The organism is Paraburkholderia sp. SARCC-3016 (genome assembly GCF_031119615.1).
In the GTDB taxonomy this organism is placed as follows: Bacteria; Pseudomonadota; Gammaproteobacteria; order Burkholderiales; family Burkholderiaceae; genus Paraburkholderia.
Genome location: NZ_JAVHZD010000027.1, coordinates 77,941 through 101,272, shown reverse-complemented (window position 1 = coordinate 101,272; position 23,332 = coordinate 77,941). Strand labels below are relative to the sequence as shown.

The window sequence follows — 23,332 nt, the reverse complement described above, 5'->3', positions numbered from 1 at the left end:
GTACCTGAAGGGTAACAATACGAAAAATAACTTCGTATTAAAAGTCGGCACTTCGCATTGCAATCTTTACGATGAAATGAACACCGGATCATAGCGCCCCGGGGAATAGCGCTCTCAATGGCGCCTCAATCACTTCGACGTCCACTTTCGACCAGCTGTGCCGAATGGGGCGAAAGAAAGCCACGCGTAGTAAAACCAGAAGAAGGGAATCACGATGCGCGAACGCATTGGGCATTTATCGGGGCTCACGGGCCGGCTTGCACTTCTTTGGCTATTGCTGGTATTCGCCGCGACACACGCTGTCGCGGGCGTCGTCGTACCGGCATCCAACCGTCTCGACATCAATCTCGGCGAGACACCGTGGCGGTACACCAAGGACAGCGACAACGCTCTCTATTCGACGCAAACGTTTGACGACTCCAGCTGGGCCTTCAAAGGCGTCCCGCAGTCGCCATCCGATAACGACACGTTCATCAACGAACAGTCGGGCGGCGGCGAGGGCGAGCTGACCGGCAACATCACCTGGTACCGCAAGCACTTCAAGATCGATCCCTCGTTCCAGAACCGCAAGGTGCTGATCGAGTTCCAGGGCGCCCACGTCGGCGCGCAGGTGTACATCAACGGCAACCTGATTCACGGCAACAGCGCGATCAACCCGAACGCGACGCACGTGGTCGGTTTCATCCCGTTTATCGTCGATGCGACTCCGTACCTCGATTTCAACGGCGGCGATAACGTGATCGCCGTGAAGGTCGCGCGCAACGACACGTTCTTCCAGGCACCGGGCTTCAGCACTGCGTTCCGCTTCGGCCAGAGCGATTCCGGTCTGTTCCGTCCGGTGATCATGCACATCACGGACCGCCTGCACATTCCCGAGAACGTCTACTCGGTGCTGCAGACGTGGGGTACGTATGTCGCGACGACGGCAGCGAGCCCGTCCTCGGCGACGATCCAGGTGCAGACGAACGTGCTTAACGAGTACTCGACCGACCAGCCCGTGACGCTGACGACGCAGATCGTCGATGCGAACGGTGTGGTCGTCGCGCGCGACGAGCAGACCAATAACGTGGCTGCCAACGCACCGCCGGGTCTGAACCCGACGACGTTCACGCAGGTCCTGACGGTCAAGAACCCGACGCTCTGGTATCCGAACAATGATCCGAACGGCGGCCCGTACCTGTATCACGTGATCCACACGATCAGCGTGAACGGCACGGTGGTCGACGCAAAGGAAACGCCGCTCGGCATCCGCACGCTCACGTGGGACAAGAATTTCCCGATCTTCAACGGGCACGCGCGCTACCTATGGGGCGCGTCGGGGCGTTACGACTTTCCGGCGCTCGGATCGGCCGTGCCGGAAGCGCTGCAATGGCGCGATCTGAGCCTGCTCGCACAGGCGGGCGGCGCGCTGTACCGCCCGGGGCATTCGTCGCAAGCTCCCGGCTGGCTCGACGGTTCGGACGCGTACGGCATCATGATGTTGCAGCCGAGCGGCGATGGCGAAGGCGGCTTCGGTTCGCTGTGCCAGACGGAGGATAAGACCGGGTGTCTCGAGACGCCGAACGACGTCGCGCTGAAGGAAGAGCTGCATCGCGACATGATCATCAATGGCCGCAACCACCCGTCGGTGCTCGCGTGGGAAGCGAACAACGGCGCGATGGTCACGTCGCTCGCGCAGGATATCGAGCGCATCGCGCAGACCTGGGATCCGGTCAATACGCGCGTTCAGGCCGACCGCACGCCGAATCCGGCGAACGGCGGGCTGCTCGGCTGTAGCGGCGACGGCTGCGACATCGGCGTGAAGCGCGACTTCCCCGATACGCCGTCGATCGGCTCCGAATACTGGGGCAACGGCGTCGGCCGCGCGAAGTACGACTTCGAGCTTGCGTTTGCCGCGCCGTACGTGAACAACTGGGTGCAGAGCGTGGCGATCCAGTCGATGGGTATCGCACACTGGTATCTTGCGGACACGCCCGGCGAAATCGTCGACCAGGTCGACGGTACGCTGAATTCCGAAGTGCGCGGCAACGGCGCATCGATGATGGACCAGAACCGCCTGCCGCGTCTGCTGTACTACATCTACGAAGCGGCGTGGACGCCATTCGATCGCAAACCGGTCGTTAAACTCGCGCATACGTGGAACCGCTCGGGTCTCGTGACCGTGAACGCGTTCAGTAACTGTCCGCAGGTCGGCCTTGTGCTCAACGGGCAGCCTGTCGGCGCGCCGCAGGTGCCGAATCCGACGTCGTCGGATTCGAGCGCGAATCTGACGCAGAGCACGACGCTGCTGCCGGGGCAGGTGCACTGGGATAACGTCCAGTTTCAGGCGGGCACGCTCGTAGCGCAGTGTCTGAACGACCGGCAGGAAGTGGTCGCGCAGGATCAGCTCGTGACGGCCGGCGCAGCCGACCACATCGTGCTGAGCGCCGAACCGCAGCTCGTGAAGCCGGACGGCACGCAGTTCGAAATGAAGGCGAACGGCACGGACGCTGAAATCATCCATGTTGCCGTGGTCGACAGGAACGGCATCGTGGTACCCGATGCGAACCAGGAAATCACGTTCAATGTGAGCGGGGCGGCAGGCGAGTACCGCGGCGGCAGCGATCACTACGTATCGGACGGCCAGGATCTGCATTTCCACTCGCCGGGCTGGCCGAGCCTCTATGCCGAGGGCGGGCAGACGCAGATCGTCGTCAGGAGCACGTTTACGCCGGGCACGGTGACCGTCACGGCGAGTTCGCCGAACCTCGGCAGCGGCACGGTGAGCTTCGACGTTGCGCCGACGGGCAGCGCACAAACGTTTGATGGCAAGGACCTGCTCATCGGTGCGCAGCAGGCATCGGGACTGCAGATCATCAACCAGCCGCTCGACCAGAAGTCGACCGTGGGTCTCACGGCGACCTTCAACGTGCTCGCCGCGAGCGCGACGCCGCTGCACTTCCAGTGGATGAAGAACAACACGCCGATTCAGGGCGCCACGGGCTTCAGCTATACGACGCCGACGCTGCAGGCGAGCGACGACCAGTCGAGCTATTCGGTCGCGGTCAGCAACGGCACCGACAGCCAGACGTCGAATCCGGCCACGCTTACCGTGGTGCAGCCGTCGACGCCGAAGATCGTTGCGCAGCCGGTGCCGCAGTCCGTCACGGTCGGTCTGACCGCGGAATTCGACGTGATCGCGGATGGCTCGCCCGTGCTCAGCTATCAGTGGATGAAAAACGGCGCAGCCATCCAGGGCGAGACGCGTCCTACCTATATCACGCCGGTCACGACGCTTGCGGATAACAACACGGCCTACAGCGTTCTCGTGAAGAACAGCGCGGGCCAGGTGACGTCGAACAGCGCGTCGCTGACGGTCGGTCAGGGCACGTTCCCGAGCATCCTGATCCCGCCGCGCAGCCAGAGCGTGACGCTCGGCCAGAACGTGACGTTCAGCGTCAGCGCGAGCGGCTCGGACCCGCTCACCTACCAGTGGAAGCACGACGGCAAGGTGGTCGGCACGAACAGCAAGAGCCTCGTGATCACGTCGGCGACCGATAGCGATAACGGCGACTATACGGTCACCGTCAGCAACGGCGCCGGCAGCGTGACCGCCGGTCCGGTCACGCTGAGCGTGAGCGGCGGCGGCGCGACGAACCTCGCGATCGGCGCGACGGCGACGTCGAGCAGCGTCGAGAACGACGGTCTCGGACCGAAGTTCGTCAACGACGGCAGCTTCGCGACGCGCTGGTCGTCGCAGGCCGGCGTGGACCCGCAGTGGATCCAGCTCGACCTCGGCACCGTGCGCACGTTCGACCAGATCGTGCTCGCGTGGGAAAACGCATACGCCGACCAGTACGAAATCCAGGTATCGAACGATACGGGCGACAACAAGCAGTGGACCTCGATCTACACGCAATCCGCGGGGACGGGCGGCACCGAAACGATCCCGCTGCGCAGCACGTCGGCGCGTTTCGTGCGCATGCTCGGCGAGCATCGCCATACGGATTTCGGCTATTCGCTGTTCGAGTTCGGCGTCTACGACGTGCCGCAATGCGATGCGCAGAGCAACACCGAGCGCTTCACGCCGATTCCGGCGAAGTCGGGCACCTATGTGCCGCCGTCGGATCTGTCGCAACTCGGTTCGGGCCCGTTCGTGCCGACCGTGCGCGACAACGTGAGCGGCCAGACGTGGCAGCAGTTCTCGACGACGTTCCGCCAGCAAGGCGCGCAGTTCACGCAGGATCTCGCAGCGGAGTACTGCAACTCGATCGGCATGCGTCTGCCGACGCAGGCCGAGGCACTGACGATCGCTCGCGCGAACTACGCACAGTGTGCGTTCCCGCTGCCGTGGACGACGTGGACGACGACCGACGTGCAGTCGACGCCGGGCGACGCGTTTATCGTCGACTCGCAGGGCAACGCGACGTTCGGCATCAAGAACAACACGCCGGGCGCCTCGCTGTGCGTGGCGGGTCCGTCGATCGTCGCGCCGGTCATCATCGCGCAGCCGGCTAACCAGTCGGCCGCCGAAGGCACGTCGGCGCAATTCACGGTCGGCATCGATCCGAAGAGCGTCGGGCCGTTCAGCTACCAGTGGTTCGAGAACGGCAAGCCGGTCGCGATCACGACGATTCCGACCTTCGTCACGGCGCCGACGGTGGCGGCAACCGACAACGGCGCGACGATCTCGGTGATCGTCAGCAATGGCGGCGGCAGCACGTCGAGCGGCAACGCGACGTTGACTGTCACGGCAGCCGGCAACGGTGGCAATGGCGGTAACGGGGGCGACGGCGGCAATGGCGGAAACGGCGGCAACGGCGGCACCCCGCCGGCTCCGTCGGCCAACCTAAGTCGGAGGCCAAGCGGTCTTAGGAAGACAAAACATTCTACCAACTCCTTGGCTCACAGAACGACATGGCTACGATCCGACTTACGACGGTACGCGCTGGTCGTCGGCCTTCGCCGATCCGCAGTGGATCAAGATCGATCTCGGTTCGGCCCAGACCTTCGATCGTGTCGTGCTGCAATGGCAGGACTCGTTCGCGGTCGACTATCAGATCCAGGTGTCGAACGACGGCAGCGACGACGATTCGAGCTGGACGCCGGTGTATACGGAAACGGGCGGCAAGGGCGGCACGGAAGACGTGCGCTTCAAGGCCACCACGGCTCGCTATGTGCGGATGCACGGCACGAAGCGCGCCACGCAGTTCGGCTACTCGCTGTTCGAGTTCGGTGTGTACAACACGGCCAATACGCCGCAGTTCGCCATCACGGCGACGTCGACCGGCAGCGGTACGATCGCGCCGGCCGGCACGACGCAGGTGTTGCAGGGCGGTCCCGTGACTTACACGTTCACGCCGGCTGACGGCAATGCGGTGACGGCTGTGCAGGTGGACGGTCAGAACGTCGGTCTCGTGAGCAGCTATACGTTCAACGACGTGTTGATGCCGCATACGGTGAACGTCACGTTCGGCCCGAGTGCCGGTGCGGTGAACCTTGCGCTTGGCGCGAAGGCGACCGCGAGCGGTCTCGAGAACGACGGATATCCGGCGTCGAATGCAGTGGACGGCAATCTGAACACGCGCTGGTCGTCGGCCTTTGTCGACCCGTCGTGGATCACGCTCGACTTCGGCACGCAGCGCACGTTCAACCGCGTGATGCTGTTCTGGGAGAACGCGCACTCCGTCAAGTACCAGATCCAGACGTCGAACGACGGCAACAACTGGACGCCGGTGTTCACGCAGGACGACGGCAAGGGCGGCGTCGAGGACATTTCGTTTGCGACCGTCACGGCCCGTTACGTGCGGATGAACAGCACGCAACGCAGCAGTGACTACGGCAACTCGCTGTTCGAGTTCGAAGTGTTCAACATGCCGACGACCGGCGACGCCGGTGGCAGCACCGGCAGCAGCACCGGCGGCGCAACCGATGCGGGCACCGGCACTAACACCGGCAGCAACACGGGCACCAACACCGGTGGCAGCACGGGCAGCAATACCGGTAGCAACAATACGAATCCGGTGCAAGCGTCGAACGGCAATCTCGCGCTCGGCAAGCTCGCGACGGCGAGCGGCACGCAGGGCGACGGCTACCCGGCGTCCGCCGCGGTCGACGGCGATCCGAACTCGCGCTGGTCGTCGGACTTCAACGACAACGCATGGCTCGAAGTCGATCTGGGTCAGGCGCAGCTGTTCAACCGCATCGTGCTGCGTTGGGAAAACGCCTACGGCTCGGCTTATCAGCTGCAGGCGTCGAACGACGGCAACAACTGGACCCCGGTGTTCACGCAGAACGCCGGCAAGGGCGGCACCGAAGACCTGACGGTGCCGGCGACGACCGCGCGCTACGTGCGCATGCAAGGTGTGAAACGTGCGTCGCAGTTTGGTTACTCGCTGTTCGAATTCGAGGTCTATAACAACGCGACCACGCCGAAGGTGGCGATTACGGCAAGCGGCGACGCGAACGGTACGCTGAGCCCGTCAGGCACGGTCAATATCGACGCAGGCGCCACGCAGACGTTCACGGCAGTGCCGGCGCAAGGCTACGGTGTCGGTGCGATGTTCGTCGACGGCCAGGAAGTCGGCGTGCAGTCGACCTATACGTTCACCAATGTGACCGGCTCGCACACGATCAGCGTGAACTTCGTGCCGCAAGCCGCGAGCGTAAACCTCGCGTTGCACAGGACGGCGACGGCGAGCAGCCTCGAAAACGACGGGCTGCCGGCGTCGGCAGCGGTGGACGGCGACCTGACGACGCGCTTCTCGTCGGGGTTCTCCGATCCGCAGTGGCTCGAAGTCGATCTCGGCACGGCACAGACGTTCGATCGTGCAGTGATCAACTGGCAGGATGCGCATGCGACCGCGTACCAGATCCAGACGTCCAGCGACAACCAGAACTGGACGCCCGTGTTCACGCAGAACGAAGGCAAAGGCGGTGTCGAAGATCTGAAGTTCGCGGCTGCGACCGCACGCTACGTGCGCATCAACATGACGCAGCGCTCGACGCAGTACGGCGACTCGATCTTCGAGTTCCAGCTGTACAACAGCGGTGCCACGACGAGCGCGCCGGTCGCTGCCTTTATCGAGCAGCCGGCGAGCCAGACCGTGCCGGTCGGCCAGAACGGCCACTTCGCGGTCCTGCCGTCGGGCAACGGTCCGTTCACGTATCAGTGGCGTCGTAACGCCACGCCGATCGCAAACGCGACGAGCCGCACGTACGACACGCCGGTCACGGCGGCCGGCGACAGCGGCGCGGTGTACAGCGTCGTCGTGACGGGCCCGAACGGTCCGGTGACGTCGAACGACGCGACGTTGACGGTGAACAGTGCGTTCCCGAACTACACGGTGACGCCGGGCTTCGTCAGCGTCGATCTCGCGAACAACACGAACGGCGCGTATCCGGACGACAAGGTGTATGTGCTCGTGATCGCGCGCGACCCGGCGACGGGCCAGTTCGCGTGGCTCAAGCCGGACGGCACGATTGTCGCGTCGGCCGTGTCGGACAACGATGCGCCGAATCACCTGACGGGACCGGACGGACAGAACTACGCGAATTATGCGTTCACGCTTGCGCAGAGCAAGACGCTGCAGTTGCCCAAGCTGTTCTCGGGCCGCATTTACGTGTCGCTGGGCACCCCCGTGTACCTGAAGATCCTGACCGATGCGAACAACCAGATCGGTTTCGCCGGCCCGAATCCGCAGAACCCGACCGACCCGAACCTGAACGTGATCTTCGACTGGTATGAGTTCACGTACAACGATTCGGGCCTGTGGCTCAACACGACGCAGGTCGACGAGTTCGGCTTCCCGCTGACCGAAGACGTGTACGGCTCGAATCACACGTTCCACCAGCAGACCGGTATCACGCAGCGCCGCGCGGATCTGTTCGCCGCGTACGCAAGCGAAGTGTCGTCCGCGTTCCAGCCGCAGCCGGCGTCGCAGTTCCGCATCATGGCGCCGGCCAAGGGCAGCTTCGCGGCCGGCCAGCCGAACGGCAATTACTTTGACGCGTACGTGAAAGAGGTCTGGACGTACTACTCGTCGAACAGCCTTGTGCTGAACATGTTCGGCAATAGCCGTCAGTTCGTCGGCAAGGTGCAGGGCGACCAGCTCGTGTTCAGCGAAACGAACCTGAACAACGGCGCGTTCGTCGGCGGCACGTACGTCGTCAACAAGCCGACCACGCAGGACGTGCTGCAGGGCAGCGGTGCGCTCGCAACGGGCAATTCGACGGAACTGGCGATCGAGGCGCAGCTCTGCGCCGCGTTGAATCGCCACGTGGCGGAAGACGTCAGCAAGTGGGCGAACCCGGCCGCGTGGTATGCAGCTTCGCCGTCGAACGAGTACGCGCGGTTCTTCCACGACCACGGCATCAGCGGACTCGACTACGGCTTCGCGTATGACGACGTGAACGATGCGAGCTCGACGATCGTTGCACCGCAGCCGGAGCATGTGGTGCTCGGAATCGGCTTCTGAGCACGCAATCGGTAAAGCATCAGTAAAGCGAAAGGGCGCCCGCATCCGCGGGCGCATCGAGGAGAGTATCGATGTGGCGGCATGGCATGAGTAGCATGGCGGTGATGCACGGTCCGCAGGCAGGGCAGACGCGGTGCTTCGCACAGCGGCACAGGCAAGGGCAAGTGCGGAAGCAAGTGCAGAAGCAAGCGCGGGGACGCCGGCAACGCGGCTTCACGCTGCTGGAATTGCTCGTTGTGCTCGTGATCATCGGCATGCTTGCGGCGCTGGTCGGTCCGCGCTACTTCGCGCAACTGGGCAAGTCGCAGGTCACGGTGGCGCGCGCGCAGATCGACGTGTTCACGAAGGCGGTCGACAACTTCCGGCTCGACGTCGGCCGTTATCCGACCACCCAGGAGGGACTCGCGGCACTCGTCGTGAAGCCCGCCAACGCGGACAAATGGGCGGGGCCGTATCTGAAGAAAGAAGTGCCGCTCGACCCGTGGGGGCATCCGTACATCTACCGGATTCCCGGTACCAAAAGCGACTACGCGATCATTTCGAACGGGCCCGACAGCCAGTCGGGCACGAACGGAGAAAGCGCGCAGATCAGCAGCGAATAGACAGACGGACTACTGATCATCACGAGCGATGCCGGTGCACCCGAAATGGGCCACCGGCATCGTCTGTAAACCCTGGCGATACACCATGCAATACGAAGTCAGAGCGCTTGCGCCCGACAATCAGATCGTCGCGCTCGTCATCGATGCGCACGACGAGAACGATGCGCGGCGTCAGGTCGAAGCGCGCGGACTGCACGCGACGCGGCTCGCGCCGCGCCGTTCGCTGCGCCGCCCGGCGGCGTCGCGCGGCGCGTTGTCGCTCGTGCTGTTCAGCGAGGAACTGCTGGCGCTGCTGACGGCGGGATTGTCGATCGTCGAAGGGCTCGAAGCGCTGCTCGAGCGCGAGGGCAGCGGACGTTTGCGCGGTGTGCTCGAGCGGCTGCTTTCGGGGCTGCGCGAAGGCAAGCGCTTTTCGAGTCTGCTCGCCGAGCAACCCGATGTGTTTCCGCCGCTTTATATCGGCATCGTGCGCGCCGCCGAAGGCACGAGCGACTTGCCGCGCTCGCTGCAACGCTATATCGACTATCAGTCGCGCATCGACCTCGTGCGCAACAAGCTGGTCAGCGCCGCGATCTATCCATGCATTCTGCTGTGTGTGGGCGGCGGCGTGGCGGCGTTTCTGATCGCGTATGTGGTGCCGCGCTTTGCGACGATCTATGAAGGCACTGGGCGATCGCTGCCTTGGATGTCGCAACTGCTGCTCGACTGGGGCAAGTTTGCCGCCGCGCACGGCTTGCCGCTCGCGGGCGCGACGCTCGGCATGGTCTTCGCGGGCGGCACGGTGCTGCGCGCGGCGATCGCGAAGGCCGGTCTCGCGACGCTGCTCGCGCGGATTCCCGTGATCGGACCGCACCTGCGCATCTATCAGCTGTCGCGTCTGTATCTGACGCTCGGCATGCTGCTTGAAGGCGGTATTCCGATCGTGCCGGCGATGGAAACTGCCGGCGGTACGATCTCGCCCGCACTGCGCGAACGGCTGATGCAGGCGCGCATCGCGGTGCAGGCCGGCACGAATCTGTCGAGCGCCTTCGACAACGAAGGCCTCACGACGCCGATCTCGCTGCGCATGCTGCGCGTCGGCGAGCGCTCAGGCGAACTCGGCGACATGCTGACCAAATCGGCGGCGTTCTATGACGGCGAGATCAGCCGGTGGATCGACCGCTTTACGCGTCTGTTCGAGCCGTTGCTGATGTCGGCGATCGGTCTCGTCGTCGGGACCATCGTTATCCTGCTGTACATGCCGATCTTCGATCTGGCGGAGAGTCTGTCGTGAGCATGCCCGCGAACGTGGTGCCGCTGGCCGCCGGGGTGTCGGGTGTACCCGACGCGTCCGATGTGTCCGATGTGTCCGACGCGCCGGCCGGATCGTTGTCCGCGCAACCGGTTTTGCTCGCGCAGCCGGTATTGAAGCTCGATGCCGAACTGCTCGCGCGTGCGCGCACGGCCGCGTCGGCGACGCAGCGTCATCTGATCGTGGAGCTCGAAGCGCTGACCGGCAGCGAGCCGCGCGAGCTGCTGCAGGCGCTCGCGCAGCAGCTTGCGATGCAGGTGATCGAAACGCCTGCGATGCTCGCGATGCAGCCCGCGTTCGACCGCGTGCCGTTATCGCGCGCGATGCAGCGGCGCTGCGCGTTGCTGCGCGATGTGGACAATACTGTCAAACACGCGGCGCAAAATCTGCCGGAAGACGCGAACGATCGCGTAACGAGCCTCGGCGGCACGCTGATCGGCGTCGTGACGAGCCCGTTCGATCTCGACCTGCAGACGTGGCTGGCCGCGCAGGCAGGCGGGCCGATCGAGATCCGCGTCACGCTGCCGTCGGATCTGCAGGCCTACCACACGCGTATGGAAGAATCGGCGCGCGCGGTGGACAGCCTCGTGACCGACGGCGTCGAAACGCGCGCCGACGGGCGCACCGCGCAGGTGCTGTCGTTCGAGACGGTCAGCGAGGCCGCGAGCCCTGCCGTCAAGCTCGTCAATTCGACGCTCTACGATGCGCTCAAGGCAGGCGCATCGGATATCCATATGGAAAGCACAGCGACCGGCCTCGCGTTGAAATACCGCGTCGACGGCGTGCTCGATGCGGCGGCGACGATACACGGCGTCGAAACCGCGGAGCAGGTCATCTCGCGCCTGAAGGTGCTCGCGGAACTCGATATCGCCGAGCGCCGCGTGCCGCAGGACGGCAGTTTCCGCGTCGCGGCCGGCGGGCGCGATATCGACTTGCGCGTGTCGATCATGCCGAGCATTCACGGCGAAGATGCGGTGATCCGTATTCTCGACAAACGCGCGATGATCGAAGCGTACGGGGCGCTGACGCTCGAAGCACTCGGCTACGACGGCGAATCGCTCGAAGCATTGCGCCGTCTCGCGGAGGAGCCGTACGGCATGCTGCTCGTCACGGGCCCGACCGGCTCGGGCAAGACCACGACGCTGTACGCGGCGCTCACCGAAATTCACAACGGCCGCGACAAGATCATTACGATCGAAGACCCGGTCGAATATCAGCTGCCGGGCATCCTGCAGATTCCGGTCAACGAGAAGAAGGGTTTGACCTTCGCGCGCGGCTTGCGCTCGATTCTGCGGCACGACCCGGACAAGATCATGGTCGGCGAAATCCGCGACCGCGAGACGGCCGAGATCGCGGTGCAATCCGCGCTGACGGGCCACCTCGTATTGACGACGGTGCACGCGAACAACGTGTTCGACGTGTTCGGCCGCTTCAGCCATATGGGTATCGATCCGTACGCGTTCGTGTCCGCGCTGAACGGCATCTGGGCGCAGCGGCTGTTGCGCGTGAACTGCTCGCATTGCGCGATGCCTTATACGCCGACCGACGCGGAACTCGCGCGCGTCGGTCTCACGCGCGCCGAGGTCGCCGATTTCGATTTCCGCCAGGGCGCGGGCTGCGGCGATTGCCGCGGCACCGGCTATCGCGGGCGCCGCGCGATTGCCGAGATTCTGATTCTCGACGACGAGATTCGCGATATGGTCGTCGAGAAGCAGCCGATCCGCCTGATCAAGGAGGTCGCGCGCCGCAACGGCACGCGCCATTTGCGCGAGGTTGCGCTGGCCCAGGTGAAGCGCGGCGAAACGACGCTCGCCGAAGTGAAACGGGTGACCCTCAATGCGTGACGTGTTGAAGCGGTGGAGCACAACGCCGGTTTCGATACCGTGGCTGCCGCGCGTTTCGCTGAAGTGGCGGCGCGGCGTGTGCCGCATCGGGATGTCGCGAGACGGCGTGGCGATATTGCGCACGAACGGCGGACGCGGTGACGGAGCGAACGCTTTGGGCGCGCGGCTTGGGGGAATGGGGCTGCTCGCCGATGCTCACGCGAATTCGAGCGTCGGCCCAGCCGCGAGTAGCGTGACAAATGCGGTTGCGTTACGTCAGGCAGCGGCGCCGCCGCTTCTCGCGGAACGTTCGCTGCGCGCGACATCGCCCGGCCTGACGCCCGACGAACTCGCCGCCGCGATCGGCGATGCGCTCGATGAGTCCGGATGCGGCGGGTTGCCGATCCACGCGACCTTCGGTGATGACCTCGTGCGCTACTTCATCGTGACGCCGCCGCCGAACGGCACGCGCGTGCAGGACCTGCGCACCGCGGCCGAGGTGCGCTTCCAGGTGCTCTATGGCGAATCGGCGGCGGCATGGCATCTCGTCGCGGACTGGCATGCGGCGAGGCCATTTCTCGCGTGCGCGGTGCCGCTGCGCATGCATATGGCGCTGCAACTCGCAGCGCGTGCACGGCGCAGTTGTCTCGTTTCGGCAGCGCCCAATTTCATCGGCGCATGGAATCGCTGGCGCCGCCGCGTGACCGGCGATGCGTGGCTCGCCACGCTGCATGATGGCGCGCTGACGCTCGGCGTGATCGACGGCGCCGGGCGGCGTGCGCGCCTTGCGGCGATACGCACGCTAAAGCTCGTCGAAGAAGCGCCGCCGCTCGCATGGCTGCATGAGCAGCTTGTGCGCACGGCGCTGCTCGACAACGTGCACGCACCGAAACTGCTGCATGTGTACGGCCCGTTGCCGCCGGCCTGGCAGCAAACGCCGCGCGCGGCGATGTCCGGCAACAGCAGCACGAACGCGAGCTCGAGCCTGAACCCGAGCCTGGACCCCAGCCCGAACCCGATCGACAGCTTCATCGAAGTCCGCGCATGCACTGCCGTTCAGGCGGCGTTCGCATCGCCTGAAGGCGCGATCGCGGCATGGTCTTCCGCCGCACAACTGGTATTCGGCAGCCAGGGCGGTGCACCGCGATGAAGCGCCTGCATATCGATCTCGCGCCGCTCAGCGCTCGCCGTCAGCTGTACCGCAGTCATCCGGTCATGCGCGTGCTTGCACTCGCCGCGCTGATCGTATGCGTGATTGCCGGCGTGCGCGCGCATAAACTGCTCGGCCGCCTCGACGTGCTCGAGCGCCAGCTGGAGCGCATTGCCTCGCATAACGCGCAAGCGGCGCGCGCACGCGCGAGCGTCGCGAGCCGTCCGATCGACGCGAAGCAGGGCGCCGCCGTCAACGCAGCGGTCGCGCGCCTGAACCTGCCTTGGGACGACATCCTCGACGCAGTCGAGGCCGCGACGCCGCCGAAGGTCGCATTGCTGTCGATCACGCCCGACGCGAGCCGGGCGCTCTTGCGCATCGAAGCCGAGGGCGCCGGCAGCGACGCGATGATCGGCTATCTGCAGGCGCTCGAGCAGCAGCCGCTGTTCGGGCGCGTCGATCTCGTCCGCCACGAGATGTCGAAAGACCATATGGACGGCGTGATCCGCTTCCAGATCGAAGCGCAATGGCGCAGGAGCGCGTCATGAGGGTGCCCGATCTGATGCGTGCGCTGTTGTGGATCCGGCTCGCGCTGCGCCGCACCGGTATCGATGCGCTCGCGGCAGGCGTACTCGCGATCGGCGCCGCGGCGATGTGGTTCGTGCTGCTGCCGGGTCTGACCGTGCGTATCGCCGACGAAGCCCGCGCCGTCGCGCGCGCGCGATCGGCGCCGCCACTCGCGCCGGTGATTTCTCCGCAGGCGCTCGCGGCCCAGCGGCTCGATGCGTTTTACGCAGCGCTCGGCGATGCAGGTCACACGGAGCAGGTCGTTATGCACCTGTTCGACGCCGCGAGCGAGACCGGCGTCGTGCTCGACAAGACCGAATACAAACCGGCGCGCGATGCGGCCGGGCGCTTCGAGACCTACTCGATCGTGCTGCCCGTCAAAGGCGACTATGCGCAATTGCGCCGCTTCTGCGAAAAAGTGCTGATGACGGTGCCTTACGCGGCGCTCGACGATATGCGCTTCAAGCGCAGTTCCGCGAACGACCAGACCGTCGAAGCGAGCCTGCGGTTTACGGTGTTCCTGCGGCCCGTGCAGCAGGGCAGGGGTGCCGCGAACACCGCCGCACTGGTCGCGGCGGGCGAGGCGCAACGATGAAGCCTCTGCACGCGGTGCTCGCGGTCGCATTCGTCGTGTGCGGCGGCCTGCTGATCTTCGGTCGTCACGACGCGCCCGATCAGGTTGTCGAAGCTTCGCCACGCGCGACAGCGGCCGGCCGCACAGCCGAGCGCGGCACGGACGCGACATCCGCCGCAAATCCCGACAACGGATCGCTCGTCACGATCGGCGCGTTGCGTTCGCGCAAGGAACTGTTCGGCTCGGCCGGCGGCGCCCATCACGCGTTGTTCGGCAGCCAGACATGGGCGCCGGCGTTGCCGTCGGTCGCGCCGGCCGGTGCGCAGGTGCCGCCGCTGCCGTCCGCGCCGATCGCGCCGACCCTGCCGTTCACCTATATCGGGAAACAGGCGTCGGACGGTGCGTGGGAGGTTTATCTTGCGCACGGCGACGAGACCGTGATCGTGCACGACAAATCCGTGATCGATGCGACCTATCGCGTCGACGCGATCAAGCCGCCTGTTCTGACGTTGATGTACCTGCCGCTCAAGCTGGTCCAGACCATCGATATCGGCAGCGCCGATTGACGTGCATAAGAGAAAGCATTTACAGGAAGCAAGTCGTTGCATACGCAATCACTAGAACAACATGACCATCGGGGTCCGGGCAGCGGTGCCGCGTCAAGCGGTATGCCGCGCCGGCAACGGCGGGCGCGGCGCGCCTCCTTGCAGTGGCTGGCGCCGCTCGTGCTCGCGATCGCCTTGCCGGTGCTGCTGGCCGGTTGCGCGGCGCAGAAGGCTTATCGCGCGGGCGAAGATCTCGTCGCGCAGGGCAAGGTCGACGAAGGGCTCGCGAAAATGCAGGAAGCGATGACGCAGGAGCCGCACGACGCGCAATATCGCGCGACATGGCTCGCCGTGCGCGCGAGCACGCTGACGCACGACAACGAGCAGGGCGACCGTCTCGCCGCCAGCGGCGCACGCGATGCGGCGCGCAAGTCGTATCAGCATGCGTTGACGCTCGACCCGGAGAACGAACGCGCACTGGCCGGACTTGCCGCGCTCGATCAGGCCGCGCGACTCGATGCGCTCGTCACGCAGGCCGAAGCGATGGCGGCCAGGCAGAACGTGGCCGGCGCACGCCGCCTCGTCGAGCAGGTGTTGACCGAAGCGCCCGAGCATTCGCGCGCGCTCGCATTGCAGCGCCGGCTCACGCTCGATTCCGGTGCGACGCGCATCGAGGCGGCGCTCGCCGCGGCCTACCGCCGGCCGATCCATATCGATTTCAAGGACGCGTCGCTCAAGCAGGTATTCGATGTGATCTCGCGCAGCGCCAACATGAACTTTCTGTTCGACAAGGACGTGCGCACCGACCAGCACACGTCGATCTTCCTCAGAAACAGCACGATCGAAGCCGCGGTTCGCTATGTGCTCGCGACGAACCAGCTCGCGCAGCAGGTGCTCGACGAAAACACCGTGCTGATTTACCCGAATACGCCGGCCAAGCTCAAGGACTACCAGGAGCTCGCGGTGCGCACGTTCTTCCTGTCGAACGCCGAAGCGAAGACAGTCGCGAATACGCTGAAGACGATCCTCAAGGCGCACGACATCGTTGTCGACGAGAAGCTCAATCTCGTCATCGTGCGCGACACGCCCGATGTGATCCATATGGCCGAAAAGCTCGTTGCACTCGAAGATGTCGCGGAGCCGGAAGTCATGCTCGAAGTCGAAGTGCTCGAGGTGCAGCGCAACAGCACGCAAAATCTCGGCATACAGTGGCCCGATTCGCTCACGGTGACGCCGCTGCCGGTCGGCAGCGTGATCTCGAATACGGGCTCGGGCAACAACACGGGCAACGGCTTTGGTAACCCGTTCAACAGCGGATCGTTCGGCATCCCGTCGTCGGGCGGCAGCAACCCGCCGGCGCTGTCGCTGAACGACCTGTTTCACCAGACGTCAAAGACGCTCGGCGTGTCGCAGATCCAGGCGACCGCGCAGGCGAACCTCGTCGATTCGAATGCGAAGCTGCTGACCAATCCGCGCATTCGCGTGCGCAATCACGAGAAGGCGAAGATCCTGATAGGCGAGCGCGTGCCGAACATCACGTCGACGGCGACCTCGACGGGCTTCGTCTCGCAGTCGGTCAACTATATCGACGTCGGCCTCACGCTGAACGTCGAGCCGGCGATCTATCTCGACAACTCGGTCGGCATCAAGGTCGCGCTCGAAGTGAGCAGCCTGCTCAATGTCGTATCGGGCGGCAACTCGGGCACGACCGCCTATGAAATCGGCACGCGCACCGCGAGCACGGTGCTGCAGCTGAAGAACGGCGAAACCGACGTGCTGGCGGGCCTGATCGACAGCGAGGAGCGCACGTCGGGCAACAAGATTCCGGGCTTCGGCCAGCTGCCGGTGCTGGGCCGCCTGTTCGGCGCGACGACCGACGACGACAAGAACACCGAAATCGTGCTCGCGATCACGCCGCATCTGATCCGCAATATCCAGCGACCCGACGCCGCTTCGGCGTATTTTTCGGCGGGCACCGAGACCAATTCGCAGGGCCTGATGCAATCGAACGGCATCAGCAGCGCGTCGTTCTCGCCGGGCAGCAGTTCGTCGTCGACGTCGGCCATGCCGGGCAAAGCGCCATCGTCGGGTGTCGGCAATAACAGCGCGCAGGGCACGAACGGGCTCGGCTCGAACTACGGCGGCGCGGGCAGCGGCACGGTGGGCGGCGGCGCGGGCGGTTTTGCCGGCGGCGAGGGCGATCCGGTCGTCGCCGGCGGCGCGCCGGGTACGGGCACGGCCCAGATGACGGTGCAGGGGCCGCAGCAGGTGAAGGTCGGCGACTCGGTCACGGTGACGGTGACGATGCAGGCGGACCAGCCGCTGCTGATCGTGCCCGCGAACGTGACCTACGACAGCTCGAAGCTGCAATTCACGGGCGTGACCGAAGGCGATTTCCTGAAGCAGGGCGGCGCACAGACGAATTTCTCGAGCCGCGTCGGGCAGAACGGCCAACTGAGCCTGTCCGATTCCGCATCGGGCGGAACGGGCGCCACGGCGTCCGCGACGTACGCCGTGCTGTCGTTCCGCGCGATCGCACCGTCGTCGCAGACCTCGATCCAGGTGCAGCCGGGCACGCTGCTCGGATTGACCGGCATTCCGGTGACGGCCCTGCCGCCGACGCCATACGATCTGACGGTGAATCCGAAATGACGCAGGCGCGCGCGTGCGGTTTCACGCTGATCGAACTGCTCGTCACGCTGGCGATTCTCGGCGTGCTCGCGTGCATGACCGTGCCCGTCGCACAGGTGATGCGTCAGCGCGAACGCGAACAGGACCTGCGCGCGGCGCTGCACGAAATACGCGACGCGATCGACGCGTATCACACGGCGAGCAAGGATGGGCGCATCCAGAAAGAGGCGGGTGCCACCGACTATCCGGCCAATCTCGAACTGCTGGTACAGGGCGTGCCCGACCAGCAGGACCCGAAGGCGCACAAGATGTACTTCCTGCGGCGCATTCCGCGCGATCCGATGAACGACAACGACCCGCAGCTTGCCGATTCGGCGACCTGGGGCAAGCGGGCCTATGCGAGCGAAGCCGACGATCCGCAAGAGGGCGACGACGTATACGACGTCTATTCGCTGTCGAACGGCGTTGGCCTGAACGGCATTCCTTACCGGAAATGGTGACACCGATGCAAGGCGCGAGACATGCGAAGACCGCGGCGGGCTTTACGCTGATCGAACTGCTGATCGTGCTCGCAATCATCGCGTTGATGCTGACGCTCGCATTGCCCGAGTATTTCCATTCGATCGATTCGTCGAAAGAGAAAGTGCTCGTGCAGAATCTGCACGTCACGCGCGTGGCAATCGATCAGTTCTACGGCGACCAGGGGCGTTATCCGGATTCGCTGCAGGAACTCGTGGACAAGCACTATCTGCGCTCGCTGCCGTTCGATCCGGTGGCCGACAGCGCGACGACCTGGCAGATCGTCGCGCCCGACGAGCAGTTTCCCGGCAATGTCTACGACATCAAGAGCGGTGCGGAAGGTACCGATGCCGAGGGCAAGGCCTACGGGGCGATGTGATGGGCGAGACGCGTTCCCGCACCGGGCAGCGACACCTTGCGCGCAGTTGCGCTCACGCTGAAGTTCGCGCTGATGTTCACGCGCACGCGCCGCGCCGCCGTGCTTCGCATGGTGGCTACACGTATCTCGCGCTGCTGATTCTGCTGGCGATCATCAGCATCACGGCGGCGGCGTCGGCGGAACTCGGTGCGATCTATCAGCGGCGCATGGCGGAAAAGGAACTGCTCGCGGTCGGCGCGGAATTCCAGCGCGCGCTGCAAAGCTATGCGTCCGCCACGCCGATCGGCCAGCCGACGCAGCCGCGCACGCTCGAAGACTTGCTGCGCGATCCGCGCTACCCGAATGTCGTGCGCCATCTGCGCAGAGTCCATGACGATCCGATGACGGGCAAGGGCGATTGGATACTCATGATGTCTCCCGATGGGCAGACGATCATCGGCATTCATAGCGCATCGCATGCGCGTCCGATCCAGATCTCGCATTTTCCCGCGGCGTTTCAGGGCTTCGCGAACAGGAAGAGTTATTCGGACTGGGTGTTCGTCGCGCGCTTTCCGACGCTCACGCAGGGGCAGCGTCCGCCCGATGGACCGGTGACGCCGAATGGCGATGCGCCGGGAATGGGGGACGGCGGCAGTTCGAATAACAATGGTTCGTCGAGCGGCGGTCCGTTCGGCTCCAGTCCGTTCGGCGGTGCTTCGTCGAGTCGTTCGCCCGGCGGCTCATTGGGTGGTTCGTTCGGTGGTTCGTCGAACGGTTCCGCACCGGCCGCGCCGTTCTCCGGCGGCTCGCCGTTCTCCGGCGGCTCGCCGTTCAACGGCTCGCGATTCGGCGACGCGCCCGCATCGCAATAGGCGGCAAGCGATGTGTCTGCGGAATTGGACCATGGTCCAATACCGGCGTGACGGCTCTTTGCCCAGGCTGCCGATCACGCACACCACGAGCCGCTGGCTGCCGATCTTCGTGGTGTCGTTCGGCATGGGCGTCGTCACCGGCATCGTGCTGGATTGTCGTCAAGAGCGACGGACCGTAGCGCGAATGGGCATATCGCCGCATCGGCTGGCTCGTTGCGATCGTCCTGGTACTCGTCGCGCTCTCATTCATCGTTTCGCTGACTGTCGATACGCACGCAGTCGGGCACAGCCGCTTGCGCGACCGTATGTGGGGACTCGTTTTTCCCGTGGCTGCGATCGCGGCATTGGCAGGCGCCGCCGTCTGCGCACGCGCGCGCCTCGACAGGGCTGAAGTTCGGGCTGACCGCGCGGATCTTCCTCGCGTCGTATCTGACGTTAGGCGTGATGTTCTGGCCTTATATGGTTCCGTACACCATCACGGCCGGCCATGCCGCGGCTCCGGATGCATCGCTGCAGTGCTTTTTCTACGGCGGCGTGGTCGTGTTGCCGGTGATCGCGTTCTATACCGCCGGTGTGTATTGGGTGTTTCGTGGAAAAATTAAACAGGAATCCAAATAACAGGTAACGGATCGCTAAAAACGATTCCCCGATTTTTAATTGTTCGGACGATAAAACAGTTGGCCAGACGATTGCGAAGAATATCCGACGCCGCGTAACGGTTCAATTGGACCATGGTCCACTAGTAGCGTATCGGCTGCGTGCATAGTCTTCGAGACAGAGCAATGATGCCGGCCTTGCGTCCTGGAGGGAAAGTGACATGCTCGGATTCGAACTCGGGTTCTGGGATTACGTGACATTCGCCACGGGATTCCTCGCCGGCGGCGCCGGCATTCTCACCTACATCTGGATTGCCGGGCTGCCGGGGCGCATTGCGCTCGCGCGCCATCACCCCGAGGCCGAAGCGGTGAAGCTGATGGGATGGGCCGGCTTGCTGCCGACGATATTGCCGTGGATTCAGGCGTTCATCTGGGCCTTCAAACCGACCGATGTCATCGATATCCGGCGCTTCCCGCGCGAAGAGGCACGCGTGATCGAAGAGGAGCATGCCCGCCTGAGCGGCGTGCAGCGCACCGCTTCTGAAGGACGCCCATCTGAATCGCGGCGTCCAGAGGATGGCAATACAAGGAATTGACGGAGGCAAGCCATGCTGCTCGGATTTGTCATGCTGTTCGCGTATGGCTTCCTTGTGTGGCTGGTCTTCTTCAAGTTCCGATGGCTCAGGTTCACGATCGCGTGGGGCTTCTTTTCCACGTTCTTCGTGCTGCATCTGATGCTGATCTTCCTGATCGGGCTGCGCTACGTCACGCCGACCTCGAATGAAGCGCGCGTGATCCAGCATACGATCCAGCTCACGCCGCGTCTGTCGGAGCCGACCCTCGTCACGGCGGTGCTTGTCGAGCCGAACGTCCACGTGAAGAAAGGCACGCCGCTATTCCAGTTCGACAGGCGGATCTACGAAGCGAGGGTCAAGCAGCTGGAGGCGCAGCTCGCACAAGCGAAGCAGAACGTGGCGATCATGAAGACCGACGTCCAGGTGACGGCCGAAAAGATCGTCAGGCTGAAGAGCGAGCTCGAGTATGCCGTGTATCAGGAGAAGCTCTCCGCGAATCTGGCGAAGCGAGGTGCGGGCCCTGAGGAGGATGCGCAGAAGTGGCGCGCGCAAGTCGCCGCGAATGCCGCTGCGATCAAGGAGGCGCAAGCCGAGGAAGATCGCTCGCGGCTCAAGTACCAGTCCGAGATCGGCGGCGTCAATACGGCGGTCGCCTCCATCGAGGCGGAGCTTGATCAGGCGCGCTTCTACCTCGACAACACGTTGATGGTGGCGCCGGAGGACGGCTACATCATCAATCTGCAGGTCCGGCCCGGCATGGTGTCGGGCGATATTCGCTTCGGCGCGATTGCGTCGTTCATATGCGATGCGGACCGTTATGTGCTTGCCCAGTTCTTCCAGGAGAATCTGAAGTACGTGAAGCCGGGTCAGCCGGTGGAAGTGGCATTGGATCTCTATCCCGGACAGATCTGGACCGGCAAGGTCGCGGCGGTCTGGCAAGGGAGCGGCGCAGGGCAAATGCTTCCGAGCGGTGCGTTGCCGTCGTTCAACGCCGTACCTGCCGAAGCGCCGCAAGGGCAGTTCGCCGTGGCGATCACGCTGGACGATCCGAACCAGATCCAGTTTCCGATCGGTACGCAAGGACGGGCGGCGATCTACACCAGCACGAGCAGCGCCTTCGACGTATTGCGCAAGGTCGCGATCCGCTCCTATACCTGGTACAACTGGCTGTATCCGTTCTCGCTATGATGCGCGCGCGATCGTTCGTTGCCGTGTTGCTGCTTGTTGCGCTGACCGGCGCTTGCGCGCTCGCGCCGCCACCGCAACATGACGATGTGGTGAGGAACGCGCTGCCGGCCGGCACGACGCTTCCGCCCGCATGGAAGTCGGAGGCAAGCGCGGTTCCCGTTGCCGACGACTGGTTGAAGCAGCTTGGCGATCCGATGCTCGATGCGGTCGTGAGCGAAGCGATCGCCAACAACCTCGACTTGCGCCAGGCGGCTGATCTGGTGGCGATCGCGCAGCAAGCCGTGGTTGTCGCGGGCGCCCAGCTTTGGCCGCAGATCGGTGCAACCGGCGGCGGGCGCACGACCCACGACTTCGATCACGATAACGGCTCGACGACATCGGTCGTTTTCGGATCCGTGGCGTGGGAAATCGATGTGTGGGGCAAGCTGCGCGCCAAACGCGCTGCCGCCCAAGCGGGCTATGAAGCGACCGCGCTCGATTACGCGTATGCGCGGCAGTCGCTGGCGGCAACCGTAGCCCAGGCCTGGTATCTGACGATCGAAGCGAAGCAACTGCTCGCGCTCGCCGAACATTCGGTCGACATTTATGGACAGTTGCTCGACCTCGTTTCAACGCGGCGCACCGCGGGCAAGGATTCCGACCTCGACGTGGCCGACACGCGTGCCAAGCTCGAATCGGCGCTCAGTTCCGTCGAGGCCGCGCGCCAATCGTACGCAGACGCGCGCCGCGCGCTAGAAGTGCTGCTTGGACGCTATCCCGCTACCGAGATCGAAGTGGCGGCGACCTATCCTCTTCTGCCCGCGCCGCCGGCGGCAGGGCTGCCTGCGGCGCTGCTCGAACGCCGGCCCGATCTCATTGCGGCCGAGCGTCAGGTGCTCGCTGCGTTTCGCCAGGAGGAAGTCGCGAAGCTCGCGCTGCTGCCGGACTTCTCGTTTACGTTCGCGGGCGGCCGTCTCGGCGACCCGCTCTTCTCGCTACTCAACCTCAACCCGTGGCTCGTGACCGCTGCGATCGGTGCATCGATCCCGATCTTCACAGGAGGCGCGCTGCAGGCGCAGATCAGGATCGCGACCGCGCAACAGGCGCAAGCCGTGGCTCATTACGGCAGCGTCGTGCTGGTCGCCTTCCGCGAAGTCGAAGATTCGCTCGCGAACGAACGGTTTCTGACGAGACGATTGCCGCTTGAACAGAATGCCGTGGACTCGCGCACCGAAGCCGTGCGTATCGCGACGATGCAGTACAAGGCGGGCCGCAGAGACCTGCTGTGGGTTTCGAATTTGCAGACAGCCGAACTCGCCAGCCAGGCCGATCTCATCAAGCTCTGGGGCCTGCAGCGCAGAAACCGCATTCACCTGTATCTCGCGCTCGGCGGCAGCTTCGACGCGACACCGTCGAGCGCGCTGTTGCCGGATACGGACGAGGCGAGTGCGGGAACCCGTTAGGCGTTGCAGCGCGTATACCCGGTTAGATGCAGTTGCGCGCGCGGCTGCTTGCGGCGCGAATGCCACCGGCGAAGCGGCGTTTTGCCCATCCGTTTCGAGTGGTCGATTGCGATGCCGGATACGCGAACAGCACGGCGACGCGT

Annotated in this window: 16 protein-coding genes and 1 pseudogene; all 17 read left to right on the top strand. The window is 64.6% G+C overall.

All coding sequences use genetic code 11. From position 1 onward, the window contains the following. Positions 1 to 214 precede the first annotated feature (214 nt). Positions 215 to 3,943 (top strand): annotated as a pseudogene (locus QYH69_RS25340) (immunoglobulin domain-containing protein); the annotation flags it as partial. A 922-nt stretch (positions 3,944 to 4,865) separates the two neighbouring features. Further along, on the top strand, positions 4,866 to 8,456 hold the full coding sequence (locus QYH69_RS25335) for a discoidin domain-containing protein (RefSeq protein ID WP_308834505.1): 3,591 nt from the start codon (positions 4,866 to 4,868) through the stop codon (positions 8,454 to 8,456). Between the two features lie 164 nt (positions 8,457 to 8,620). After that, positions 8,621 to 9,058: a type II secretion system major pseudopilin GspG gene (gene gspG / locus QYH69_RS25330; protein ID WP_308834473.1), complete on the top strand. Its 438-nt coding sequence runs from the start codon at positions 8,621 to 8,623 to the stop codon at positions 9,056 to 9,058. Between the two features lie 85 nt (positions 9,059 to 9,143). After that, positions 9,144 to 10,331, top strand: a complete 1,188-nt coding sequence (locus tag QYH69_RS25325; RefSeq protein ID WP_308834472.1) for a type II secretion system F family protein — start codon at positions 9,144 to 9,146, stop codon at positions 10,329 to 10,331. 2 nt (positions 10,332 to 10,333) lie between these two features. Further along, entirely contained in the window at positions 10,334 to 12,193 is a 1,860-nt protein-coding gene (locus QYH69_RS25320; protein WP_308834504.1) for a GspE/PulE family protein, read from the top strand. Then, entirely contained in the window at positions 12,186 to 13,322 is a 1,137-nt protein-coding gene (locus QYH69_RS25315; RefSeq protein WP_308834471.1) for a hypothetical protein, read from the top strand. The genes QYH69_RS25320 and QYH69_RS25315 overlap by 8 nt, the downstream gene beginning before the upstream one ends. After that, positions 13,319 to 13,870, top strand: a complete 552-nt coding sequence (locus QYH69_RS25310) for a PilN domain-containing protein (protein ID WP_308834470.1) — start codon at positions 13,319 to 13,321, stop codon at positions 13,868 to 13,870. The genes QYH69_RS25315 and QYH69_RS25310 overlap by 4 nt, the downstream gene beginning before the upstream one ends. Then, entirely contained in the window at positions 13,867 to 14,484 is a 618-nt protein-coding gene (locus QYH69_RS25305) for a hypothetical protein (RefSeq protein WP_308834469.1), read from the top strand. Before QYH69_RS25310 ends, QYH69_RS25305 begins: the two co-directional genes overlap by 4 nt. Then, a complete protein-coding gene (locus tag QYH69_RS25300) occupies positions 14,481 to 15,029 on the top strand; it encodes a hypothetical protein (RefSeq protein WP_308834468.1) in 549 nt (182 codons plus the stop codon). Before QYH69_RS25305 ends, QYH69_RS25300 begins: the two co-directional genes overlap by 4 nt. A gap of 138 nt (positions 15,030 to 15,167) precedes the next feature. After that, positions 15,168 to 17,660 carry a secretin N-terminal domain-containing protein gene (locus tag QYH69_RS25295; protein WP_308834467.1) on the top strand — a complete coding sequence of 831 codons (2,493 nt, stop codon included), beginning with the start codon at positions 15,168 to 15,170 and terminating at the stop codon, positions 17,658 to 17,660. Further along, the gene (locus QYH69_RS25290; RefSeq protein WP_308834466.1) at positions 17,657 to 18,139 is read left to right on the top strand and encodes a type II secretion system protein; all 483 of its coding nucleotides are present in this window, start codon (positions 17,657 to 17,659) and stop codon (positions 18,137 to 18,139) included. The genes QYH69_RS25295 and QYH69_RS25290 overlap by 4 nt, the downstream gene beginning before the upstream one ends. 5 nt (positions 18,140 to 18,144) lie before the next feature. Further along, on the top strand, positions 18,145 to 18,537 hold the full coding sequence (locus QYH69_RS25285; RefSeq protein ID WP_156884030.1) for a type II secretion system protein: 393 nt from the start codon (positions 18,145 to 18,147) through the stop codon (positions 18,535 to 18,537). Continuing rightward, the gene (locus QYH69_RS25280; protein WP_308834465.1) at positions 18,537 to 19,388 is read left to right on the top strand and encodes a hypothetical protein; all 852 of its coding nucleotides are present in this window, start codon (positions 18,537 to 18,539) and stop codon (positions 19,386 to 19,388) included. Before QYH69_RS25285 ends, QYH69_RS25280 begins: the two co-directional genes overlap by 1 nt. Before the next feature lie 261 nt (positions 19,389 to 19,649). Beyond that, positions 19,650 to 20,006, top strand: a complete 357-nt coding sequence (locus tag QYH69_RS25275; protein WP_308834503.1) for a cytochrome d ubiquinol oxidase subunit II — start codon at positions 19,650 to 19,652, stop codon at positions 20,004 to 20,006. Between the two features lie 199 nt (positions 20,007 to 20,205). Next, on the top strand, positions 20,206 to 20,580 hold the full coding sequence (locus QYH69_RS25270; RefSeq protein ID WP_308834464.1) for a DUF3302 domain-containing protein: 375 nt from the start codon (positions 20,206 to 20,208) through the stop codon (positions 20,578 to 20,580). Between the two features lie 12 nt (positions 20,581 to 20,592). After that, positions 20,593 to 21,747, top strand: a complete 1,155-nt coding sequence (locus QYH69_RS25265; RefSeq protein ID WP_308834463.1) for an efflux RND transporter periplasmic adaptor subunit — start codon at positions 20,593 to 20,595, stop codon at positions 21,745 to 21,747. Between the two features lie 23 nt (positions 21,748 to 21,770). Beyond that, positions 21,771 to 23,189 (top strand): TolC family protein, encoded by a 1,419-nt coding sequence (locus tag QYH69_RS25260; protein ID WP_308834462.1) that lies wholly within the window; start codon positions 21,771 to 21,773, stop codon positions 23,187 to 23,189. Positions 23,190 to 23,332: the final 143 nt, after the last annotated feature.

Coding starts and splice junctions, on each gene's coding strand:
- QYH69_RS25325 (WP_308834472.1), top strand. CDS start 9,144: ATGCAATACGAAGTCAGAGCGCTTGCGCCCGACAATCAGATCGTCGCG.
- QYH69_RS25320 (WP_308834504.1), top strand. CDS start 10,334: ATGCCCGCGAACGTGGTGCCGCTGGCCGCCGGGGTGTCGGGTGTACCC.
- QYH69_RS25315 (WP_308834471.1), top strand. CDS start 12,186: ATGCGTGACGTGTTGAAGCGGTGGAGCACAACGCCGGTTTCGATACCG.
- QYH69_RS25310 (WP_308834470.1), top strand. CDS start 13,319: ATGAAGCGCCTGCATATCGATCTCGCGCCGCTCAGCGCTCGCCGTCAG.
- QYH69_RS25305 (WP_308834469.1), top strand. CDS start 13,867: ATGAGGGTGCCCGATCTGATGCGTGCGCTGTTGTGGATCCGGCTCGCG.
- QYH69_RS25300 (WP_308834468.1), top strand. CDS start 14,481: ATGAAGCCTCTGCACGCGGTGCTCGCGGTCGCATTCGTCGTGTGCGGC.
- QYH69_RS25290 (WP_308834466.1), top strand. CDS start 17,657: ATGACGCAGGCGCGCGCGTGCGGTTTCACGCTGATCGAACTGCTCGTC.
- QYH69_RS25285 (WP_156884030.1), top strand. CDS start 18,145: ATGCAAGGCGCGAGACATGCGAAGACCGCGGCGGGCTTTACGCTGATC.
- QYH69_RS25280 (WP_308834465.1), top strand. CDS start 18,537: ATGGGCGAGACGCGTTCCCGCACCGGGCAGCGACACCTTGCGCGCAGT.
- QYH69_RS25270 (WP_308834464.1), top strand. CDS start 20,206: ATGCTCGGATTCGAACTCGGGTTCTGGGATTACGTGACATTCGCCACG.
- QYH69_RS25265 (WP_308834463.1), top strand. CDS start 20,593: ATGCTGCTCGGATTTGTCATGCTGTTCGCGTATGGCTTCCTTGTGTGG.